Annotated in this window: 15 protein-coding genes and 2 pseudogenes; 10 read left to right on the top strand and 7 right to left on the bottom strand. The window is 67.0% G+C overall.

The window, feature by feature from the left end; translation table 11 throughout:
- The 4 genes and pseudogenes from catA to DIE15_RS12985 form a co-directional block, all read right to left on the bottom strand.
- On the bottom strand, positions 1-945 hold the full coding sequence (gene catA, locus DIE15_RS13005; protein WP_057927024.1) for a catechol 1,2-dioxygenase: 945 nt from the start codon (positions 943-945) through the stop codon (positions 1-3).
- Between the two features lie 74 nt (positions 946-1,019).
- Complete coding sequence (catC, locus tag DIE15_RS13000) at positions 1,020-1,310, bottom strand: muconolactone Delta-isomerase (RefSeq protein ID WP_124833438.1); 291 nt, start codon at positions 1,308-1,310, stop codon at positions 1,020-1,022.
- A gap of 35 nt (positions 1,311-1,345) precedes the next feature.
- Positions 1,346-2,482, bottom strand: coding sequence for a muconate/chloromuconate family cycloisomerase (locus tag DIE15_RS12995; RefSeq protein WP_124833437.1), 1,137 nt, complete (start codon positions 2,480-2,482; stop codon positions 1,346-1,348).
- A gap of 505 nt (positions 2,483-2,987) precedes the next feature.
- Positions 2,988-3,925 (bottom strand): annotated as a pseudogene (locus DIE15_RS12985) (LysR family transcriptional regulator).
- Positions 3,926-4,022: 97 nt separating this feature from the next.
- On the opposite strand from DIE15_RS12985, the gene DIE15_RS12980 reads away from it, so the two are divergent.
- The 5 genes from DIE15_RS12980 to DIE15_RS12960 all read left to right on the top strand — a co-directional run bounded on the left by DIE15_RS12980 (position 4,023) and on the right by DIE15_RS12960 (position 9,893).
- A complete protein-coding gene (locus tag DIE15_RS12980) occupies positions 4,023-5,036 on the top strand; it encodes a zinc-binding alcohol dehydrogenase family protein (RefSeq protein ID WP_124833436.1) in 1,014 nt (337 codons plus the stop codon).
- Between the two features lie 24 nt (positions 5,037-5,060).
- A complete protein-coding gene (locus DIE15_RS12975) occupies positions 5,061-5,486 on the top strand; it encodes a heme-binding protein (protein WP_124833435.1) in 426 nt (141 codons plus the stop codon).
- 457 nt (positions 5,487-5,943) lie between these two features.
- Positions 5,944-7,416, top strand: coding sequence for a benzaldehyde dehydrogenase (locus DIE15_RS12970; RefSeq protein WP_124833434.1), 1,473 nt, complete (start codon positions 5,944-5,946; stop codon positions 7,414-7,416).
- Between the two features lie 26 nt (positions 7,417-7,442).
- On the top strand, positions 7,443-8,570 hold the full coding sequence (locus tag DIE15_RS12965) for an NAD(P)-dependent alcohol dehydrogenase (RefSeq protein WP_057927030.1): 1,128 nt from the start codon (positions 7,443-7,445) through the stop codon (positions 8,568-8,570).
- A 153-nt stretch (positions 8,571-8,723) separates the two neighbouring features.
- Positions 8,724-9,893, top strand: a complete 1,170-nt coding sequence (locus tag DIE15_RS12960) for a helix-turn-helix domain-containing protein (protein ID WP_242431828.1) — start codon at positions 8,724-8,726, stop codon at positions 9,891-9,893.
- Between the two features lie 195 nt (positions 9,894-10,088).
- Here the strand turns inward: DIE15_RS12960 and DIE15_RS12950 are convergent, their stop codons facing one another.
- The gene (locus tag DIE15_RS12950) at positions 10,089-10,811 is read right to left on the bottom strand and encodes an OmpW family protein (protein ID WP_057927032.1); all 723 of its coding nucleotides are present in this window, start codon (positions 10,809-10,811) and stop codon (positions 10,089-10,091) included.
- A 246-nt stretch (positions 10,812-11,057) separates the two neighbouring features.
- Here DIE15_RS12950 and DIE15_RS12945 point away from each other — a divergent pair, with 246 nt between their 5' ends.
- Positions 11,058-12,203 (top strand): AraC family transcriptional regulator, encoded by a 1,146-nt coding sequence (locus tag DIE15_RS12945; RefSeq protein ID WP_124833433.1) that lies wholly within the window; start codon positions 11,058-11,060, stop codon positions 12,201-12,203.
- Between the two features lie 45 nt (positions 12,204-12,248).
- On the opposite strand, the gene DIE15_RS12940 is transcribed toward DIE15_RS12945, so the two are convergent.
- The gene (locus DIE15_RS12940; protein ID WP_057927034.1) at positions 12,249-13,433 is read right to left on the bottom strand and encodes a sugar transporter; all 1,185 of its coding nucleotides are present in this window, start codon (positions 13,431-13,433) and stop codon (positions 12,249-12,251) included.
- Positions 13,434-13,632: 199 nt separating this feature from the next.
- Between DIE15_RS12940 and DIE15_RS12935 the strand changes: the two genes are divergently transcribed.
- Positions 13,633-14,307, top strand: a complete 675-nt coding sequence (locus tag DIE15_RS12935; protein WP_124833432.1) for an HAD family hydrolase — start codon at positions 13,633-13,635, stop codon at positions 14,305-14,307.
- Between the two features lie 154 nt (positions 14,308-14,461).
- Here DIE15_RS12935 and DIE15_RS12925 read toward each other — a convergent pair whose 3' ends face one another.
- On the bottom strand, positions 14,462-14,704 hold the full coding sequence (locus DIE15_RS12925) for a DUF6566 family protein (protein ID WP_124833431.1): 243 nt from the start codon (positions 14,702-14,704) through the stop codon (positions 14,462-14,464).
- 198 nt (positions 14,705-14,902) lie between these two features.
- On the opposite strand from DIE15_RS12925, the gene DIE15_RS12920 reads away from it, so the two are divergent.
- The 3 genes and pseudogenes from DIE15_RS12920 to DIE15_RS37635 all read left to right on the top strand — a co-directional run.
- A complete protein-coding gene (locus DIE15_RS12920; RefSeq protein ID WP_260428247.1) occupies positions 14,903-15,718 on the top strand; it encodes an MgtC/SapB family protein in 816 nt (271 codons plus the stop codon).
- Positions 15,715-16,053 carry a hypothetical protein gene (locus DIE15_RS12915; RefSeq protein WP_057927038.1) on the top strand — a complete coding sequence of 113 codons (339 nt, stop codon included), beginning with the start codon at positions 15,715-15,717 and terminating at the stop codon, positions 16,051-16,053. The genes DIE15_RS12920 and DIE15_RS12915 overlap by 4 nt, the downstream gene beginning before the upstream one ends.
- A pseudogene (locus tag DIE15_RS37635) lies at positions 16,050-16,262 on the top strand (hypothetical protein); the annotation flags it as partial. The gene DIE15_RS12915 and the pseudogene DIE15_RS37635, both read left to right, overlap by 4 nt.
- Positions 16,263-16,283 lie beyond the last annotated feature (21 nt).

Below are 16,283 nucleotides of genomic sequence, written 5' to 3'. Positions count from 1 at the left end.
TTATGCCGTGGCGGAAGCGCGCAGGCGTTCGACGATCTGGTTGTCCTTGCCCTCGACGCGCGGCGTCAGGACGAAGTTGAACTCGATGTCCTGGTACGCGTCGGCCTTCAGCCCAAGGGCGGCGCCGCCGGTCTTGCCGGTGACGGGCGGAATCAGCTCCTCGCGCGTCGCATACGCGAAGTCATCCCAGATCAGCGGGTCGCCGTCGATGTTGAACTGCGTCGTGAGCTTGCGGTGGCCGTCGCTGGTCACGAAGAAGTGCACGTGCGCCGGGCGGTTGCCATGGCGGCCGAGGCGATCCAGCAGCTGCTGCGTCGCGCCCTGCGGCGGGCAGCCGTAGCCGACCGGCATCAGCGTGCGGAATTCGTACTGGCCGTCCGCGCCCGTCTTCACCGCGCCGCGCAGGTTGAAATCGCTCTGCTTGCCGGTCGGGTCGAAGTGCGAATAGAAGCCGTGCGAATTCGCGTGCCAGCACTCGACCAGCGCGCCGGCCACCGGCTTGCCGTCGAGACCCGTGACCGTGCCGTGGATCACGAGCGGGCCCGCGGCTTCGTCCGCGTCGAGGTCGATCTTCGCGACGCCGTCGCGCACCGGCGCACCGGCGACATACAGCGGGCCTTCGATCGTCCGCGGCGTGCCGCCGTCGAGGCCGATCGCCTCGTCCTCGGCGTCCATCCGGATGTCGAGATACTTCTCGAGGCCGAGGCCGGCGGCGAGCAGCGCCGCTTCGCCGTCCTGGCCGAGCTTGTTCAGGTAGTTCACGCCAGCCCACACTTCGTCGGGCGTGATGTCGAGATCGTCGATCGCCTTGAACAGGTCGCCGAGCAGCCGCAGCACGATCTGCTGCGTGCGCGCGTCGCCGCCGTTGGTGCCATTGGCGCCCGCGTTCGACGCGGCCTTCAGCAGATCCTGCACTTCCTTCGTATCGAAAACTTTGACGCTCATGATGGTGTCTCCACGTGTATTAGGGGAAAAGTGACCCGGGGTGCTCGCTGTCGCAGCAGAGGCGGCTCCGTGGCTCAAACGTCGCCGTCGTGTATCGACGACGGGTGGCGACACAACGGCGTCACCGAAATCTTCATGTACGGGAACAGCGGCAGGCCGGTCAGGATCTCGTGCAGCTCGGCGTTGCCCGACACGTCGAACACGCTGAAATTCGCGTATTCGCCGGCGATGCGCCAGATATGGCGCCACTTGCCGCTGCGCTGCAGGTCCTGCGAATACGCTTTCTCGCGGGTCTTGATCTCGTCGGCCACCCCGGCCGGCATGTCGGCCGGGAGGTTGACGTCCATGCGTACGTGGAAAAGCATCGTGATGTCCTGATACGTAATCGGGTTGGCGCAAGTTAGCGGGAGACTTTCGTCAGCCCGTCGCGGGTGAAGCGCGCGACCTTCGCTTCGTCGAGCTCGATGCCGAGGCCCGGGCCGCTCGGCACGGTCAGTTCGAAATCGCTGTAGTCGAGCGGGGCCGTGAGGATTTCCTCGGTGATCAGTAGCGGTCCGAACAGTTCGGTGCCCCACTGCAGGTTCGCGAAGCTCGCGAACAGATGCGCGGATGCAACGGTGCTGAACGCGCCTTCGAGCATCGTGCCGCCGTACAGCTCGATGCCGGCCGCATCCGCGATCGCCGCGACGCGCTGCGCGGCAAAGAGGCCGCCGCTCTGCTCGATCTTGATCGCGAACACGTCCGCGCCGTGATGCTTCGCGATCTCGAACGCGCTGTCCGGGCCCTGCAGGATTTCATCGGCCATCAGCGCGACCGGGAAGCGGCGCATCAGCCGCGCGAGCGCCGCGGCCGACGCGACCGGCTGCTCGACCAGTTCGCAACCGGCATCGGCCAGCGCCGGAATCGCGCGCGCCGCCTGCGTCTCGCTCCAGGCCATGTTCACGTCGACGCGCACCGATGCGCGCTCGCCGAGTGCCCGCTTGATCTCGGCCACGTGCCGGACGTCCTCGGCGAGCGCCTTCGCGCCGATCTTCAGTTTGAACACGTTGTGGCGGCGCAGGTCGAGCATCCGTTCGGCTTCCGCGATATCGGTCGCCGTGTTGCCCGATGCGAGCGTCCACGCGACCGGCAGGCGATCGCGCCGGCGACCGCCGAGCAGTTCGCTGACCGGCACGCCAAGGCGCTTGCCGTGCGCGTCGAGCAGCGCGGTTTCGAGCGCGCTCTTCGCGAAGTGATTGACCTTCGCGAGCTTGCCGAGGAACGCCATCAGCGTCTGGATGCGCGTCGCGTCCTTGCCCATGATCGCCGGCGCGAGGTACGCGTCGATCGCAAGCTTCATCGCTTCCGGGCTTTCCGGGCCGTAGGCCATCCCGGCGATCGTCGTGCCTTCGCCGAGGCCCGTCACGCCGTCGCTGCAGGTCACCTTCACCAGCATCAGCGTCTGCCCGTGCATCGTGGCGACCGACAACTTGTGCGGACGGATCGTCGGCAGGTCGACGAGGCGGGTTTCAATGCGTTCGATGGTGACTGAGGACATGGGGCACGCTGCGTGTGGGAAGTTCATGGAACGGATTTATACGCGGCGGGGAAATGGGGCGTCCAATACTTTTGGGCGAGTTTTTTGATACCTGGAGGGTATTGAAATACGACTCGAGACCCGGGATATTGCGGCGCGCCATACCTTTTTTGGCTAGGTATGCGGGCGGAGAGGCTTGCTGGAGCGTGGTCGCGCGTGGTCGGGGTATCGCTTGCGCGGAGGTGCGATGCGGCTACTTTCGGCAGTGGGAAAACCGGCTGAAACGGGTGGCCTGCCTGAATCGATCAGGGTTTTCCTGAGGGCAAAACGGTGGGGTTGGCCGTCGGTCTTCGGCTTCGGCGTCGGTTTCTGCGAACGACCGGATGGAGGTCGGTATGTGGATATCGGCTCGTCGCCGATGCGCCACGTCTATCAGAAGCCGATGGTGGCTATCGGCCAACAGACGACCTTCGCGGGCAACGGGGTTCGGACATTCAGACGTCCGTTGCGCCCTGGAGGCGGCCATTTAAATCGCGAGTACAGCCTGAGTGCCCCCCGATGGGTGGCTGGCAAGCCATGCAGCGCAGCGCTCCCGCAAGAAAGCATGCAACGCGTTAATCGCCGGCGACAGTTGCGCACGGTGAGCACAAATCAAGTGCAGCGGCGCAGGCTCGCAGTCCTCCGGGGGAAATAACTCCACCAGTCGACCTGCCTTCAGATCGTCGATGAGGTCCAGTCGCGACTTGTAAACAATGCCTTCCCCGGCTACGGCCCAGCGACGAACGGCATCGGCATCGTCGCTGATGCGATTACCTGTCACGGCCACGGTGCGCTCGCCGCCTCGCGGGGTAAAGCGCCAGCGTTCATGTATCTGCTCGCTCCATACGTACCGAAGGCAGTTGTGCCGCCGCAGATCCTCAATTTTGGTCGGTGCGCCATGCCGTTCGAGGTAGGACGGCGCGGCACACAATGCGCGCCGGTTGTTGTCGACCAGTTTCATGGCCAAAAGCGACGAATCCGGCAGCGCTCCGTAGCGCACGACTGCATCCAGCGGCTGGCGGATCAGGTCGGCCGCACGGTCGCTCATTTTCAGGTGCAGCGACAAGCCAGGGTGCCGGTGCTGAAAGTCATCCAGCCACGGCAACAGCAGGTTTCGACCAAAGTCAGACGGAGCGGACAGCCGCAGCGGGCCGGACAGTGCCCCCGGCTGTTTGCCAGGGCCTGCTGGCCTTGCTCCAGCGCACCAATCATGACCCGCGCATGCGGCAGGTAACGCTCTCCAGCCTCCGACAATTGCATGCTTCGCGTGGACCGCGTGAACAAGCGCGTGTCCAGCACCTTCTCAAGCCGCTGCACCGATGCACTCGCGTGTGCCGGCGCGATATTCAGCTGGCGCGCCGCCTCCGAGAAGCTGCCGTAATCCACCGTGTGCACGAAGATCTGGACGTCATCGAGTCGAATCATTTTCATTGAAATGACGAAAGTGTTTGGGCTCGCCGGATATTTATCCGCATATCGACGAAAGATAGCATGGTCTCAATCACCCTTGGAGACCACGTGTATGAAAGCCATCGGCTTCTATCAGAACCATCCCGTCAGCCACCCGCACGCGCTGCAGGATATCGAGCTGCCCACGCCGGAACTGCGCGACCACGATCTGTTGGTGGAAGTAAAGGCGGTATCGGTCAACCCGGTCGATACCAAAATTCGGCGCAGTGGAGATATTCCTGAAGGCGGTGCCCGCATCGCCGGCTGGGACGCGGCGGGAATCGTCCGCGCGACCGGTCCGCTGGCCACGCGCTTCAAGGCAGGCGACCGTGTCTGGTACGCGGGCGACATCAAGCGACCCGGCAGCAACAGCGAACTGCACGCCGTGGACGAACGCATCGTCGGACCCATGCCGACATCACTGGATTTCGCAGAGGCCGCTTCATTGCCGCTGACCACGATCACCGCGTGGGAGCTGCTGTTCGACCGTCTGCGTGTTCAGGCAGCGGACCCGGCCAAGCACAACGTGCTGCTCGTGATCGGAGCGGCGGGCGGCGTCGGCTCGATTCTGACCCAACTGGCACGTGAGCTGACCGGTATGACCGTCATCGGCACGGCCTCGCGACCGGAAACCCGCGAATGGGTGCTGGCTCATGGCGCGCACTACGTCCTCGATCACCATCAACCCTGGGCAACCCAGTTGGCCGCGCTCGGTATCGAGCACGTCACCCATGTTGCCGGGTTGAACAACAGCGCTGCCTATGTGGCTCAAATCGCCGCCGTGCTGCGCCCGGAAGGCCAGTTCGCCCTCATCGACGATCCGGTGGGTCTCGACATCGGGCCGTTCAAGGGGAAATCCATCTCGATTCACTGGGAACTGATGTTTACCCGCGCGATGTTCACCACCGACACCCTCGCACGGCAACACGCGTTGCTGCGCCGCGCGGCGCAGCTGGTTGACCAGAGCCGCCTCAAGCACACCCTGACCCGACGCATTGACGGCATCAACGCCGCAGGTCTCATCGAAGCGCACGCGCTGGTCGAGGCCGGCAACATGATCGGCAAGGTCGTCGTCGCCAACCATTGAACCCTTCTGATAACGGACATCAACATGACATCGCCAATCATCAGCACGACAACGATCAGCCTGGAAGCCGCGCAAGCATTGATTGCCGAAGCGCGCCGCGCGTGCGCCGCACGAGGATTCGCCGCGACAATTGCGATTACCGATGCAGGCGGTCACCTGCGCGCTTTCGAGCGCGCCGATACCGCCCCGTTCCTGACTGTCGACGTCGCCATCGACAAGGCATGGACCGCCGCGTCATTCGGCATGGCCACGCACCAATGGAATCAGTACATGGCCGAACCTGCCGTTGCCCCGCTGGCGCACCATCCGCGGCTGATGCCGGTCGGCGGTGGCGTACCGATCTTTTACGAAGGGCGTCTGGTCGGGGGCATCGGTGTTTCTGGCGGAACATCGGCTCAAGACCACGAGGCCGCTGAGGAAGCGCTGCGCCACGCCGGGTTTAACCAGTAACGATCGCCTTGCCGTCAATCGACAAACGTTCCACAAAGGCGGAACCGTTGCGCGTGAGGGACCGGCCCGGACGGTCGGATCACTCCGATAATTGTCGTTGAAGCTCTGGCGGCTCGAACGACGGCTTCGGGTCGATAACTGCGAATCCCGAGAAGCGTGAGCGTAGGTCTGAGCACAGGTTTACGCGTTGAGCCTCGTCAGACACGGCGCAGGCACTGCTACACCAGCAATCCCCGCAGTGTCATCAGCCGGCGTGCGGCAACAATCCGCGCAACGACTGTCCAGTTTCCGTACACATGACCGCGAACGCCCCACGATCGGCGCGGGCGCGGCGGGTGGGAAGAAACCCGGATAGCCCCGTTTCCCCGCCCCCGCCTACCCTCGCGCGCATGCCGGTCGACACCAAAGCGCCAAGCAACGCCCGATCCGGCCGACCGAAATTTCCTCAGGAGCGTACATGGATAGCAGCAGCAACACGGCACTGTTCGACGCCGACGTCTGGCGCGGCAAGACTTTCACCGGGCACTGGCACGCGAGCCCGCACGCGGCCGACGTGATCGAACCGGCGACCGGCAACACGCTCGGCCGCATCGGCCTCGCGGATAGCGCGGCCATCGCCGACGCGTCGGCCGCCGCGCAGCGCGCGCAGCCTGCGTGGTTCGGCCTGCCGTACGACGAGCGCGCGGCGGTCCTGCGTCGCGCGGCGGCCGTCGCCGAAACGCACTTCGATGCGATCGTCGACTGGCTCGTGCGCGAAAGCGGCTCGACGCGCGCGAAGGCGTCGTTCGAAACCGCCGTCACGATCAAGGCCCTGCACGAGGCGGCCGGGTTGCCATCGCGCGCAGCCGGCGAAGTGCTGCCGTCGACGCCCGGCCGGCTGTCGCTCGCGCGGCGCCGCCCGCGCGGCGTGGTCGGCGTGATCTCGCCGTTCAACTTCCCGCTGTACCTCGCGGTGCGCGCGGTCGCGCCGGCGCTCGCGCTCGGCAACGCGGTCGTGCTGAAACCCGATCCGCGCACCGCCGTGTGCGGCGGCGTCGCGATCGCGCGCGTGTTCGAGCTCGCCGGCTTGCCGCAAGGCGTGCTGCACGTGCTGCCCGGCGACGGCGCGGCCGGTGCGGCGCTGGTCGCCGATCCGCACGTCGCGATGATCCAGTTCACCGGCTCCACCGCGGCCGGACGCAAGGTCGGCGAAGCGGCGGGCCGCTACCTGAAGAAGGTGTCGCTCGAACTCGGCGGCAAGAACTCGCTGATCGTGCTCGACGACGCCGATCTCGACCGCGCCGTCGCCAACACCGCCTGGGGCGCGTATCTGCATCAAGGCCAGATCTGCATGGCCACGGGCCGCGTGCTCGTGCAGCGCGCGATTCACGACCGCTTCGTCGCGAAGCTCGTCGAGAAGGCGCAAGGCCTGCGCGTCGGCGATCCAGCGACCGCGGACGTCGGCCTCGGCCCGCTGATCAATGCCGCGCAACGCGACCATGCGGCGAACCTGGTCGACGCGGCCCGTCGCGCGGGCGCACGCGTCGAGACGGGCGGCGGCCATCGCGGCCTGTTCTTCGAGCCGACCGTGCTGAGCGGCGTCGCGCCGGGCAATCCGGCGTTCGACGAGGAGATCTTCGGGCCGGTCGCGATCGTCGTGCCGTTCGATACCGACGAAGAGGCGATCGCGCTCGCGAACCAGACCGAATACGGGTTGTCGATGGCGATCCTGTCCGCCGACGTCGGCCGCGCGCTCAGGATCGGCGAGCGGTTGAACACCGGCCTGCTGCACATCAACGACCAGACGGTCAACGATGAAGTGATCAACCCGTTCGGCGGTGTCGGCGCATCGGGCAACGGCTCGAGCATCGGCGGCAGCGCGAACTGGGAAGAATTCACGCAGTGGCAGTGGCTGACCATCAAGGGCGACGCGCCGTTGTATCCGCTTTAACGAAGGCTTTAACAAGGAGACCGACCATGTACACGGAAAACGATACGCGCGCCGTCACCGCGGCCGTCGCACGCGCCGCCGGCGCACCGTTCTCGATCGAATCGGCCCGGATCCGCGCGCCGCGCGGCGACGAGGTGCTGGTGCGCGTCGTCGCGACGGGCCTGTGCCACACCGACCTGATCGTGCGCGACCAGTACTACCCGGTGCCGCTGCCGGCCGTGCTCGGTCACGAGGGCGCCGGCGTGGTCGAGGCAGTCGGCCCGAACGTGAAGACGCTCGCCGCGGGCGATCACGTCGTGCTCACCTACGGCGCGTGCGGCCACTGCACGTCGTGCGTCGGCGGTCACGGTGCGTATTGCCGGCAGTTCTTCGCGCTGAATTTCGGCGGCGCCGACGCCGACGGGCAGACCGCGATCCGCGACGCCGCCGGACAACCGCTGCACGATCATTTCTTTGCGCAGTCGTCGTTCGCGAGCTATGCGCTCGCCCGCGAGAACAACGCGGTCAAGGTGCCGAAGGAGGCGCCGCTCGACCTGCTCGGGCCGCTCGGCTGCGGCATCCAGACCGGTGCGGGCGCGGTGATCAACTCGCTCGCGGTGCGCACGGGCAGCAGCTTCGCGAGCTTCGGCGCGGGGGCGGTCGGCATGAGCGCCGTGATGGCCGCACGCATCGCGGGCGCCACCACCATCATCGCCGTCGACATCGTGCCGTCGCGGCTCGCGCTGGCATTGGCGCTCGGCGCGACGCACGCGATCAACAGCAAGGAAGTCGATGTCGTCGACGCGATCCGCGAGATCACCGGCGGCGGCGTCGATTTCGCGCTCGAATCGACCGGGCTGCCGGCCGTGCTGTCGCAAGGGATCGACGCGCTCGGCTCGCGCGGCACGATGGGCGTGGTCGGCGCGCCGAAGCTCGGCACCCGGGCGGAATTCGACGTGAACAGCCTGCTGCTCGGCGGCCACACGATCCGCGGCATCGTCGAAGGCGACAGCGTGCCGCAGATCTTCATTCCGCAGCTCGTGCAGCTGTATCTGCAAGGGCGGTTTCCGTTCGATCGGCTGGTGAAGTTCTATCCGCTCGAACAGATCAACCAGGCGGCGGAAGACAGCAGCAAAGGCATCACGCTCAAGCCGATCCTGCGCTTGCCGCATTGAGCCCAGGCGTGCCGCCGGCCGTCGGCGGCACGCGGCGGCGCTCCGGCGGGGACGACAATACCGCGCTTCGGGCGCCGGGCTATATTACGCATTCGCGCGACACGCCGGGCCGCCCCGCCCGGCCCGGACATTCGACCCCAAATGGAATCCAGCGTGAATACGGCTCCCGAATCCCTTGCCCGGCCGGTCGACCTCGACCGGCTCCGCGTCCGCTTCGCGGCGGGCGAGCCACTGCCCGAAACCGCGTTGCCGGCCAGCGTCGCGCGCTCGTGGGCGCGTTCGCGCGATGCCGGGCTCCGGCCGTGGGAAACCGCCCGCTACGAAATGCAGCGCGAGCGCGACGAATCGCGCGCGGACCGGCAACTGACCCGCTGCGTCGCGCAGGAAATCGAGCAGCTGTGGGCTGCGTTCGGCGGCAGCGACTGGACGATCTTCTGCGTCAATCCGCGCGGCACGATCGTCCATGCGCGGCGCAGCCCGCAGTGCGGCGACACGCTGCTGACGCCGATCGTCGCCGGGCGCCGGATCGTCGAACCGAACGTCGGCACGACCGCGCCGAGCTGCGTGATTCACGACGGGGCCGAGGCCGTCGTCGCGGGTGCGCAGCACTATCTCGACGAGTTGTCGCGGGTGTTCTGTCTCGCGGTGCCGCTGGTCGGCTTCGATGGCGAAGTGATCGGCGCGCTCGACATCACCGGCATCGGCCGGCGCAACGTCGTGCAACTGCGCGAGCAGTTCCGGCATGCGGCACTGTCCGCCGAGCAGCGGCTGTATGCGCTGCTGCGCGACTGCCATCTGCTGCACGTGCAATACGATCCGCGCTGGCTCGGCACGCCGCTCGCCGGCGTCGTCGCGCTCGACGAAGCGGGCCGCGTGCGCGCGGTGAGCCGGCTCGCGCGCCAGATGCTCGATCTCGCGCCCGAGGGGCCGGTCGCACGGTGCGATCTCCGGCAACTGTTTCCCGGTGCAACGCCCGCGCAGCAGCGTCGTTTGCTGACGCCGGCGCGCACGCCGCAGCGAATCGCGCGCGACGATGGTAGCCACGTATGGGTGCGCACCGTGCGCGCGCCGCTCGATCGGGCGACGATGGCGCGCCACGCCGATGTGCTCGAGGACGCCGCCGACGCGTGCAACGCAGCGCCGGCCGCGACCCCGCACGCGAGCTTGCACGAACAATCGCTCGACGCGATCCGCCGGGCGCTCGGCGAGCACGACGGCAATGTGTCGGCGGCCGCGCGGCAGCTCGGCATTTCACGCACGACGCTGTATGCGAAGCTCAGGCAGCTCGATGCGGCGGGGCTCGGGATTGGCGGGCCGCATTGACGCGGCGTTCGGCGTTCGGCGTTCGGCGTTCGGCGTTCGGCGTTCGGCGTTCGGCGTTCGGCGGTCGGCGGTCGGCGGTCGGCGGTCGGCGGTCGGCGTTCGCCGTTCGCCGTTCGCCGTTCGGCATGAAACGATGGCGGCCACGCCGCCCTCCTCCCGTCCTTGCAAGCGGATCGCCGCCGCAGCCTCACCCGGTCAGAATGCGTAATTGACCGACACCAGCGTGACGAGCGGATCCAGCGTGATCTTCGCGACGCTCTTGACCACGGCACCGTTCGGCAGCCGGGTGCTCAAATTGGCTTTCGTCCCGAACGGCAGGTACGACACGGAAAGCCCGGCCGACCAATGCTTGTCGAACTGGTAATTCAACCCGGCATTGAAGACCGGCGACCATGCGCTGTCTACGTCCGCACTCGTCGACAGGCCTGTCGTCGCCCCGTGCGTCAATTGCGCGCTCAACGCCTGCTGGAACGCGGGACCGACATGCGCATTGGTGAACCAGATGTAGCTGACGCCGATGCCGAGATAGGGTCTCCATCGGGCATCCGCGCGGCCGAAATAATATTTCAGCAGCAGCGCCGGACTCCACTGGCGGACATCGCCGAGCGGATTGATCGCCGCGGCGGAAAGCACACCCGTTCCCGAGAACTTGAATTTCGGCGGAATGCCGGCGACCGTCTCCACCGCGATGTTGTCGGTCAGGAAATGCGTAAACGTCATGCCGAGCGTGTCGGCGTTATCGACGCTCGCGCCCGTATCGGGCACCGCGTGCCCGCCGATTTCGAGCGGATCGCTCGAGGTTTGAGGGGCGATTCGCAACCAGCCCATTCCGATCACGTTGCTTCCCGCGGACTGCGCATGCGCTGCCGCGCTCGCCACCAGCATGGCGGCAGCCGCCGCCAGTTTCATCGACTTCATCAGACGGTATCTCCCTATTTATTGTCTCGACACGGGTGCGTATGCCGACCGTGGCGTGCCGCCACTATGGCGGCCGACCGGGGCTTTGGAAATGTTTGAAACGGACGCGAAAATTGTCCGCGTTCGCTACCACACGGAACCGGCGGATTGACGTAACGTGGTCACTGCGGACGCGGCCTGCGAAGCATCGATGCCCGGCATTGCCCGATTCCAGGCCGCGACGAGAACCGACGACCTGATTCAGAGATGAGCAGCAGCACCATGCGATTGAACCCGACGCAAGCCGGCCCTGGCGCCGGCTTGCCGTCGTCGCCGGTCGATCTGGCCACCCTGTCGGAAAAACGCGCATCGCCGTCGAAGCTCGCGGCGCTGATGGAAGTCGCGGCGCATCTGGCGCTCGACACGTCCGCGGTGCTCGCCGGGACCGATCTCACCCCGAACGACGTGTCGAACCCGTTCACGCTCACGTCGGCGCAACAATTCCTGACGGCCGTGCGCAATGCGCTCCGGCACTATTCCGGCTCCGACCTGGGCGTGCGGGTCGGCAGGTTGCTGCATGCATCGAGCTACGGGCTGTACGGGTATGCGACGCTGTGCGCCGAAACGCTCGGGCAGGCGTTCGATGCGGCGGTCCGGTTCCACCGGCTCGCGAACGGCTTGCTCGGCATTCGCTGGGGCATAGAAGGCGAGGAAGGCGATCTGGCGTCCTGGCATTTCCCTGCCCGCGAAGACGTGGTGCTGCCCGAACTCGACGCGCGACTGTACGCGTTTCTGCTCGACATGCAGTTCATTCTTCACGCGACATTCGTCAAGGACGTGATGGGATCGTGGTGCGTGCCGGTGCGCGCACAGTTTGCATGCGAACCACCGGCCCATGCGACATTGCTTGCCGAAGCGCTCGACTGTCCGGTTGCATTCGATCAGGATTGCCATGTGTTGAGCTATCCCGCCGCGTGGCTGTCGCGGGCGCCGCAGCTTGCCCACCCGATCACGGCGGCCCAGGTCTCGCGGCACTGCGCGCAGTTGCTCGACGAACTCCAGGACCGCTCCGGGATCACGCTTCGCGTCTACGACGAACTAACGCGCATCCCCGGCAGATTCCCGGACATCGACGCGATCGCCGGGACCCTCCACATGACTTCAAGGACACTGCGCCGCAAGCTCGACGCCGCAGGCACGTCCTACAACGAACTGCTGACGGGCGTGCGCAGGGCGCTGGCGATCGACTATCTCGGCACGACCGCGCTGAGCACCGAAGACATCGCATCGGTATTGGGATTCAGCGACGCCGCGAGTTTCCGGCATGCATTCAAGCGCTGGACCGGCCTGACGCCGAACGAGGTGCGCGGCAACGCGGAGCCGGCGCCGCGGCCGTGGAGCACGGCGGGTTGACGCCGCCATTGCGGCGTTATCGTCGGCATGGCCGATGAACAGGCCCTACGCGACCGCTCGCCGCTCATGCAGCCGCAACGCGGCCCACGCGATGCCGGCCGAGAAGATTCCGACCAACCCGCCGAACGTGCCGATCCACGGCAGCCCGAACGCTCCGGCGATATGGTTGCCGAGCAGCGCGCCGGCGCCGATCCCGACGTTGTACAGCCCGGAAAAGATCGACACCGCGAGATCGGTCGCTTCCGGCGCCAGCTTCAGCACCCACGCCTGCATCGCGAGACCGAAGCAGACGATCGCGCCGCCCCACACGAGCGTGTGAACCGACAGCGTGACGATGTTCAGTGCGCTCGGGAACAGGATCAGCAGACAGGCCGACAACGCGATGATCGACGCGAGCAGGAAGTCGGCCGGCCGCTCCGGAAACACGCGGTTGAAGCAGAGCGCGGCCGGCATGCCGGCGACGCCGAACAGGATCAGCACGTAGGTAATCCGGCCGCTGCTCGCGTGATTGACGCTCTGCACGAACGGCTCGATATACGTGTACGACGTGAAGTGCGCGGATACCACCAGCACGGTGATCGCATACAGCGACACCAGCGCCGGCTTGCGCAGGAACGTGCCGATGCTCGCGAGCGAGCCGGCGCCCTGGCTCGGGAGCGTCGGCAGCGACACGCGCAGTATCAGCAGCGCAACGGCCGCCGCGCCGCCGATCACGAGGAACGTGACGCGCCAGCCGAGCGCCTCGCCGATCACGCGCCCGAGCGGAATGCCGGCGACCATCGCGATCGCCGTGCCCATCGCGAGCAGGCTGAGCGCGCGACTTTTTCGGTCGCTCGGCGCGACCCGCACGGCGAGCGGGACGGAAATCGACCAGAACACCGCATGCGCGCACGCGATGCCGAGCCGGCCGATCATCAGCACCGTGAAATTCCACGCGACGCCGGTGACGACATGGCTGCCGATGAACACCAGCAACGCGCAGCTCAGCAGCTTGCGGCGCTCGACGTGACGCGTGACGAACGTCAGCGGCAGCGACACGACGGCGACGGCCCACGCGTAGATCGTCAGCATCAGGCCGACGGCGGTCGGCTGCATCTGCAGGCTGTCGCCGATCGCGCTCAGCAGCGCGACGGGCACGAACTCGGTGGTATTGAAGATGAAGGCAGTGAGTGCCAGGGCCAGAACGCCCCACCACGACTGTTCGGAACTGACGGCGTCCGGGGTTGCCATACGGGAATTCGACGAAGGTTGAGAGCGCGGGCAGCCGGCCCGGCGCATCGGCGCGATTGTACCAGCGGCGCTTGACACGCTGCTGCCGGCCGCGGCGCGCGGACATGGCGATGACACGGCCGTGCGCCGATAATGACCGATGTGTCGAAAACGCTTTCGCTAACGATTCGCCCGAACGACCTCGGGCAGGGAGATTCACATGCGCATTGAAACGTCGTTTCTGTTCGATCTCGACGGCACGCTCGTCGACAGCGTCTACCAGCACGTGCTCGCGTGGAAGGAAGCGCTCGATGCGGAAGGCATCGAGCTGTCGGTGTGGCGCATCCATCGCAAGATCGGGATGAGCGGCGGCCTGTTCCTGAACCAGCTGCTGCGCGAGACGGCCGGCGACATCGACGCCGAGCGCGTCGAACGGCTCGCGCGGCTGCATGCGGCCGCGTACCAGCGGCTGCGTGCGCAGGTCCGGCCGCTGCCGGGCGCGCGCGTGCTATTGGCCGCGTTGTCGAACGCGGGCATCCGCTGGGCGATCGCGACGAGCGGGCGGATGGAAACCGCCGCGATCAATCTCGACGCGCTCGGCGTCGATCCCGCGAAGCACGTGGTCGTCACGCGCGACCAGGTCAAGTATGCGAAACCGGATCCCGACCTGTTCCTGACCGCTGCCGCGAAACTGAACGTGCCGATCGAGCATACGGTAGTGATCGGCGACAGCATCTGGGACATGCTCGCCGCGAGCCGCTGCCGCGCGCTGGGCGTCGGGCTGCTGTCGGGCGGTTACGGCAGCGACGAGCTGGAGCGCGCGGGGGCGCTGCGCGTGTACGACGATCCGGCGGATCTGCTGTGGCATCTGGACGAGATTGCGGCGCGGCCGTGATGCCTGAACCGTCCGCCTGACCCGCATCGCCCGGTTCTCCGACATCGTCTTCGGCGGATCGGGCCCCTTCGGGCACACGTCCGCGCAGCTCCTGATCGTCCGGCGGCGGAAATGCGTGAGCCGGGCCGGACGGATCGCGCGGGATCGCCCCGCTTCAATCGTCGTCGACCCGCTTGTCGACCAGATAGCGCCCGCGCTCGACGCCGGCACGCAGTGCCTCGTCCTCGGTCGGCCATTCGGGTCCGGCCGGCTCCGGCACGTAGAGCTCGATGCGCGCGCCGTCGACATACACCTGCACCTCATCGTCCCACGCGCCGCGCACGTTGCGCCGCGCCCATACGCGAATCTCGTGGCCGCGATACGGATCGCGAACCTGTGCGTCCTGTTGATGTTGCATCCTGGCCCCCTGTACTTATCTGCGATGGAGATGCAAAAAATGCGCACCGCATGATCGCCGCGCGCGCCGTCGGCCCCGTGCGCACGCGCCGTGCCCGGTATCGGCAGGCCCAGCACGCGCCTTGCGTCCCGAATGGGTATCGGGTATCGAACCGGGCATCGAACCGCCCCGGTACGCCAGACAATAAAGGAAGCCACGATGATCGGCCATATCGAACTCCGGTTGCCAGGAAATGCGTGCATTTTCTACCTGGGCACATCGATGCCGTCGGCCCGTGAGGATCCCCCCTCATTCTTCGCTCACTCGGTCACGGGATGGGACGCGTTCATTTCAATTCTCCTCGGACGCCTGCTGCTCGCCGCGCTGCTCGGCAGCGTCATCGGGCTCGAACGCGAGCGGCTCAACTGGGCCGCCGGATTGCGCACGCACATGCTGGTGTGCGTCGGCTCGGCCCTCGTGATGCTCGTTTCCACGTTCGGCTTCGAGGACGTGCGCGGGCAGAACGGCGTCGTGCTCGATCCGTCGCGGGTCGCCGCGCAGGTGGTATCGGGCATCGGCTTTCTCGGCGCCGGCTCGATCCTGCTGCGCGGCGAAGTGGTGCGCGGGCTGACGACGGCAGCGAGCCTGTGGGCGGTGGCCGGCGTCGGTCTCGCCGCGGGTGGCGGCATGTATGTCGCGGCGATCGGTGCAACGGCGATCGTGCTTGCAATCCTCGCGGGCGTGAAACCGCTCGAGCGCCGCTTCATCGCGCAGCGGCAGCAGCGCACGCTGCGGCTCGTCGTCGAACGCGGCGGCCTGACGCTCGGGGTGCTGCACGACACGCTCGGCACCGGCCGCGTGCGCGTGAAGCGGTTCATCGTCCAGCAATCGGATGACGATCCGGACACCGACGACATCTCGGTATCGTTCTCGCGCACGAGTGGCGCGGAATTTGCGGCGATCTGCGCGGCGCTGCAACGCATCGCCGGTGTGCGGACCTGTCATCCCGACACCTCGACAAGGAGTCTCGCGTGACCCCGACCGACCTGCTCTCCTACCTCGTCACCAGCCAGCTCGCTGCGCGCATGCGCGGCGGCGCATGGCTCACGACCAGCCAGGCGGTCGGCGCGATGCGCGCGTGGCTCGCGTGCCACCACGCGGAATGCGGCTGGCTCGACCGGATCAGGATCGCGCATGCGTCCGCGACGATCGCGCAAGGCATCTACGAGATCGCGTGCGCATACGGCGACCCCGACAGCGGCGAACGCGTCCGGCTCGACGCCGATTCGCCGGAACTGCAGGCGCTGCGCGCGCGTTGCGACGTGCTGCTGCAACGCATCGACGGCGACCGGGACGTCGACGCCCGATGATCGTGCCGGTTCGCATGACGCGCGCCGCATTCGCGACCGCGAGCACCGACGCGGCGGTCAATACCTCGCGCCCGGACGATCCGGTTCGACACGGGCTGCTCGAATGCGGACGCAACTGCGACACGATCCGCGATGCAAGCCGTTTCGCGATGCCGGTGGACGGCGACGCATATTTCGCGACGCTGCGCGCCGCGCTGCGCCGGGCACGCCCTTTGCGCGCTGAGCGCCCC

Origin of the sequence: Burkholderia sp. Bp9031 (assembly GCF_003857965.1) — a bacterium.
In the GTDB taxonomy this organism is placed as follows: Bacteria; Pseudomonadota; Gammaproteobacteria; order Burkholderiales; family Burkholderiaceae; genus Burkholderia; species Burkholderia ambifaria_A.
The sequence above is the reverse complement of the archived record's forward strand: the minus strand, read 5'-3'. Positions and strand labels throughout refer to the sequence as shown.